Genomic DNA, 4,495 nt, shown 5'->3' with positions numbered 1-4,495 from the left:
CGCTGAGACCCGCCCCGGTGCCTCTCAGGCGTGGGCCAGCGCGGGCGGTTTGACGGCCTCCGGGTCGGGGTTGGCGATCGGTAGCCCCATGAACCGACGGGCGTTGTCTCCCATGAAGTCGTAGGTGCGACGTTCGTCCATGCCTTCGGCGTACTGCCAGTAGCGCTTGGGCTCGGCCAGGCCTTCGGGATGCGGCCAGTCCGCGCCGAACATCACCTTGTCGCATCCGACGGTCTGCACCACGTCGGCGACTGAGCCCTCCCAGAACGGGCTGACCCAGATGTTGCGGCGGAACACCTCGTGCGGATGCTCGGGGAAGTTCTGCGGCATCTTGCTGTACGTCGACTGCAGGTCATCGAAAAGTGGCTTGATCCAGGCGCTTCCGTTCTCCACGCTGGCGATCCGCAGTTTCGGGAACCGGGTCAACGTGCCGTGGCAGATCAGGCTGGTCAACATGTCAGCGATCTCCCGATGGCCCAGCGCCGTCCACTTGAATGCCGACATCTCGAACGCACTACTGGTTGACGGCGGCTCCCACTTGTCGATGTACTCCTGCAACGGAGGTTGGCTGGCGTGCAACACAATTGGCAGGCCCGCGTCTTCGACATCGCGCCAAAACGGGTCGAACTCGGGCAGCGCGGGGGAGCGCCAGCCCTTGTAGCCGTTCACCGGTGCCGGCTTGATCAACGCGACCTTGGCGCCGTTGTCCAGGATGTAGTCGAGTTCGCGACGCGCTTCGTCGACGAGTCCCAGGGTTAGCACCGGCGTCGAGTAGACCCGGTTAGCGTGGCTGAAGCCCCAGTGCTCCAGCATCCATTGGTTCAGGGCATGGATGATCGCCACGGTCAGTTCGGGATCCTCGGCGGCCGAGTGCTCGACCAGATTGGCAAGCGTGGGGTAGTTCAGGCACGAGTCGACACCTTGACGGTCGAGTTCGGCGATGCGGTCCTCAGGGTTGCGTGCGCCCGGCGGCGTGTCGATGCCACGTCCGGACATCTCCCGCATCGACAGACCCTCGGGGTTCTGGCCGGAGTAGAACCTCTCGTGCGCACCGGGAGCGGCGACCCGGTCGAACGTCGGGTTCGGCATGTAGTCGGTGATCTTGTTCAGGATCGCGATGCGGGTGTGCCTGCCCATCTGGACGAACTGCACCTTCGGCTGGAACTCCTTGGGCAGGTACCTCGTCAGCGCATCGGGGGTCTCATACATGTGCTGATCGGCATCGAAGATCGGTGCATCTTTGAACTGGGTCATCGGATTGCCTCTCGCGGCTCGACATACGGCTCGTCTACGAGCTTGGCGTAACTTGACAGAGGTGTCAAGTCTGCATATCCCTACAGGACAATTGATTCCTAAGCTGCAGTTATTGCAGTTGACGATACTGTCATATACAGTCGCCGCATGACGGTGACCTCGGCCTCGCCCGCCGAACGGCAACTGGATGCCACCCGCGGTGAACGCACCCGGTCTTCGATCCTTCACGCCAGTCGTCGTCTCTTTCTAGAACGCGGATACGCGGGCACGCCGATCAATGCGATCACCGAGGCGTGCGGCATCTCGCGGGCCGGCTTCTATACCTACTTCAAGGACAAGCGCGAGATCTTCAACGTTCTCGGCAAGAACGCCTACCGCGAGGCCCTCGCCGTCATCGCCGAGTGGGCCGACGCCGGCGAACCGTTCGGGCCGGCCGACATCCGCGCTTGGGTGGGCCACTACTTCGATTACATGGACCACCACGGCGCGTTCGTGCTCGCGTCGACGCAATCGGCGCCCGACGACGACGACTTTCGAAAGTCGCGCAACCGCATGGTGACCCGGGCGTCGTGGAAGCTAGGGCAAGCTATCGCCGGAAACGGTGCGCACTCACCCGACGTCATCGGCGTCGCGGTGATGGGGCTGCTGGATCGGGCCTGGCACACGGTCCATCGCCAGACCGTGGCCGTCGACCGTGACGAGATGATCGCGGTGGTCGCGGACATGATCGTCGCGATGGCAACGCCTGTCGCGTTGTGATCCCGCCGTCGCTCGACGCGCCGGACGTCGTCGAGTTCATCCGTAGCAACCACCGCGCATTCCTGTTCTGCCGCGACGGCGCCCAACGTCCGATCGGCTATGCCATGCGTTCCGTGGCCTACCGCTCCGACACCCGCTGCCTCTACTTCGCCACCTATGCAAAGAGCGCCAAGGTCCAACACATGCGCTCGGCTCCCGAGGCCGCCTGCTTGATCGGCGACAACGAGTGCTGGATCTCTGTTCGCGGCCTCGCGCACGTCTACCAACCGTCCGTAGTTGAGGTCGACGAACTCATCGGCGAAAGTTCGCCGGATCAACGCGTGCCCGACTCGGTCGTGACGAAGGTGCGCGACCGCCTTCTCAGCGGCAAGCGGTGCTTCATCGGACTGACGATCACCGAGGTCCGCGCCGCCGATCTCTCCGACCGGCATGTCTAGTCCGCGTAGCAGGGGCCCGGTTTCGATGTCCCAGGACGAACTAGCCGAGTTCTTGGCGCGTGGGCCGACCGGCGCGATCTGTGTCGTCGACGCAGACGGCCAGCTGCTGGCCCTACCGGCGCGAGTCTTCGACTCCGACTCCGCCACCATCGCCGTCACCGTTGACGGCGCGAACGGCGATGCCACACAACGCTATGCGATCCAGGCCTGCGTGGTGGCCGACACTTTCACCGCTTATCGCGACATTCGCGGTGCGATCGTGCAGGGCACAGCGGTATGGCCACCCGCGTCGGATGCCGTGGCCACGCTGACGGTTAGCCGCACCCTGACGTTCTCATTCGCCAACGCCTAGAGGGTTGGGCGCCGACATTCTGGCTACTCAGTAGTTATGTCAGGATTCGATACCAGCCAACCGATCACCGACGAGGCGGCCCTCGAGGACATCGATGAGGTCGACGACGCAACCAAGCAGAAGGCCACGGCCAAGCGTCCTGCTGAACCCGACGAGTTGGGCGACGCTACGCCAGGCCCGCGCTGAGGCGCTCAGCCTTCTTTCACGAGGTGTATCAGCGCCTCGGCATCGGCGATGCTGCGCAGCAGATCATTGAGATGAGTGCAGGTGCTGGTACCGGACAATTCCTGTCGGACCCGAAAGTGCAGTTCCTGCAGCGCCATTCCGGTGATTCGCGCAGCGCTCGCGACCGCGCCCGGACACTCCTGCCACGGCAGCACTCGCGGTGTGGCAACGGATTCGACGATGACGCCAGAGTCGGTGTCGACTTCGGCGGCCAGCGTGTATTCGTGGATGATGGTCTCGACGCCGTCGGTCCGCACGTAGGTGTCGCGAAACATCGCGTCGATGTCCACCCGTGACGGCGATTCACCCCGGTAGACATCGATGCGGCGTCTGCGGCGCATGGCATGGCGCGGTAACGGCGCCACGTGGTGCCAGGCCCAAGAGTCGTCGCCGTGATCGAGGTCGGGAGCCTCCGGCCCGGTGACGATCACGGGATCGCCTGCCTCGAACGACGTCAGCAGCAGCCCGCCGGTCGCGAAGCCCGCACACTGGTCGGCAACCGGCAGGTACCCCGACTTCGCCACGTCCCCAAGCAGATTCGACGCCGATAGCGCATGGCCGGATATCAGCGTGGCGACGGGAACGTCGTCGAGCAGCGTGTAGCGCAGGTCGCGGGCGTGCCGCAACTCGGGAGCAGCCTTGTCGGCCGCGGCGCGAAACCCGCTCATCGCGGGGGCGCCCGACAGCCGGGACATGGCGGCGACCGGTGGTTTCACTTCGACGTGACGGACGACTCGGGCTATCAGCTCGATGGTGGCGGCGAGCGTCGCGAAGTCGAGCTCGGTCACGGTTCCGTCGGCCGCCGTCCACAGATCGCGCGCCCGCCCGTGCAGATACACCGGGTCTAGTGACCCTTCGTCGCGGGTCATGTCGATCGATGTGGTGCGGCGCGCGGACCGGGGACGACGCGGCGGATTGCCGGTCGTGGGCTCGTGCACGCCGTGCAGCGGATGAAGTCCGAAGGGCGGGGAGCCCAGGTCCGTCACCGGATGGACTTTAGCTGCCCAAGGCCGGTCGGAACGCGAAAGTCACCAGCGACTGACCGTCGGCGGTCTCCAGCGTGGTGGGGGTCGAGACCAGGGGCTGGCCGATCCGCAGTTCGTCCGCGGTCGCGCCGACGATCAGCGTCTCCACCAGCACGCCTTCGGGCAACTCGACGAAGCCCACCACATACGGCCGGAACACCTCCGGATCCCGGTTGCCCTTGTACGGCAACGGTGGCGCGAACTCCTGCGTGGTGTAGGTGTACAGGGTTCCCTCGGTGGACAATTCGATCACCTCGATGTCGTCCTGGATCTCGGGGTCGCCGTCGAAAAGCTCGGGCCGCTCGGCCGGAAACTTCACCGCACCCGACGAACGTCTGCGCGACGCGAACAGCACCGCGCGGTCGCCGTCGACCCGGAACAAGCCCTCGGTGATCAGTGCGGTCATCTCAGGCGACCTCGATGACCATCGCGGCACCCATGCC

At 65.0% G+C, this 4,495-nt stretch carries 7 protein-coding genes; 4 read left to right on the top strand and 3 right to left on the bottom strand.

The features are described from left to right. Nucleotides 1-24: 24 nt before the first annotated feature. On the bottom strand, nt 25-1,254 hold the full coding sequence (locus VN856_RS02120) for an amidohydrolase family protein (RefSeq protein WP_325685679.1): 1,230 nt from the start codon (nt 1,252-1,254) through the stop codon (nt 25-27). 147 nt (nt 1,255-1,401) lie between these two features. Between VN856_RS02120 and VN856_RS02115 the strand changes: the two genes are divergently transcribed. Genes VN856_RS02115 through VN856_RS02100 form a run of 4 tightly spaced genes read left to right on the top strand, consistent with a single transcriptional unit; the run spans nt 1,402 to nt 2,988 of the window. Then, on the top strand, nt 1,402-2,013 hold the full coding sequence (locus tag VN856_RS02115; protein WP_325685677.1) for a TetR/AcrR family transcriptional regulator: 612 nt from the start codon (nt 1,402-1,404) through the stop codon (nt 2,011-2,013). Next, complete coding sequence (locus VN856_RS02110) at nt 2,010-2,450, top strand: pyridoxamine 5'-phosphate oxidase family protein (RefSeq protein ID WP_325685675.1); 441 nt, start codon at nt 2,010-2,012, stop codon at nt 2,448-2,450. The genes VN856_RS02115 and VN856_RS02110 overlap by 4 nt, the downstream gene beginning before the upstream one ends. A 25-nt stretch (nt 2,451-2,475) precedes the next feature. Continuing rightward, complete coding sequence (locus VN856_RS02105; RefSeq protein ID WP_325685674.1) at nt 2,476-2,802, top strand: hypothetical protein; 327 nt, start codon at nt 2,476-2,478, stop codon at nt 2,800-2,802. Nucleotides 2,803-2,838: 36 nt separating this feature from the next. Beyond that, nucleotides 2,839-2,988 (top strand): hypothetical protein, encoded by a 150-nt coding sequence (locus VN856_RS02100; RefSeq protein WP_325685672.1) that lies wholly within the window; start codon nt 2,839-2,841, stop codon nt 2,986-2,988. A 5-nt stretch (nt 2,989-2,993) separates the two neighbouring features. Here the strand turns inward: VN856_RS02100 and VN856_RS02095 are convergent, their stop codons facing one another. Both VN856_RS02095 and VN856_RS02090 read right to left on the bottom strand, forming a co-directional pair. Then, nucleotides 2,994-4,013, bottom strand: a complete 1,020-nt coding sequence (locus VN856_RS02095) for a DUF2889 domain-containing protein (protein WP_325685670.1) — start codon at nt 4,011-4,013, stop codon at nt 2,994-2,996. A 10-nt stretch (nt 4,014-4,023) separates the two neighbouring features. Beyond that, the gene (locus tag VN856_RS02090) at nt 4,024-4,458 is read right to left on the bottom strand and encodes an OB-fold domain-containing protein (protein WP_325685681.1); all 435 of its coding nucleotides are present in this window, start codon (nt 4,456-4,458) and stop codon (nt 4,024-4,026) included. Nucleotides 4,459-4,495: the final 37 nt, after the last annotated feature.

Source organism: Mycobacterium sp., from assembly GCF_035603715.1.
GTDB lineage: Bacteria > Actinomycetota > Actinomycetes > Mycobacteriales > Mycobacteriaceae > Mycobacterium.
This window is presented reverse-complemented; position numbering and strand designations above follow the sequence as displayed.